The organism is Agrobacterium sp. 10T429 (genome assembly GCF_056393925.1).
This window is the reverse complement of record NZ_JBFTGV010000084.1, coordinates 1-385: the sequence shown is the minus strand read 5'-3', so window position 1 is coordinate 385 and position 385 is coordinate 1. Positions and strand designations below refer to the sequence as shown.

1 protein-coding gene is annotated in these 385 nt (G+C 72.7%); it reads right to left on the bottom strand.

The window, feature by feature from the left end:
• Positions 1-113: 113 nt before the first annotated feature.
• The coding region (locus AC1DCP_RS26640) for an alanine racemase C-terminal domain-containing protein (protein WP_476774906.1) at positions 114-385 on the bottom strand (272 nt) is incomplete at its 5' end.

Sequence of the window (385 nt, the reverse complement as noted above, 5' to 3'; positions counted from 1 at the left end):
GCCCGGCCCAGCGCGGCGTGGTGCCGCCGCACTCGGTGCAGGAATAGACAGTCTTGGTCTTGGCCAAACGGCGTCCTTGTTCTGGGAGAGGGTCAGCGGCGGTCAGGCGCGGGTCAGGCCGGGGCGTCGGCCGTGGTCAGCGTGGCCACCGTGCAGGGTACGCGCATCGCCAGCGCGCACATCAGCTCATAGCCGACGGTGCCGCTGGCCGCCGCCACCTCGTCGATCGGCAGGCCCTGGCCCCAGAGCGTGACCGATGTGCCGACACGGGCCTTCGGGCAGGGCGTGAGATCCACGCAGACCATGTCCATCGAGACCCGGCCGACCAGCGTGGTGCGCGTGCCATCGACCAGCACCGGCGCGGGGCGGTCGCCCCAGCCGGCCG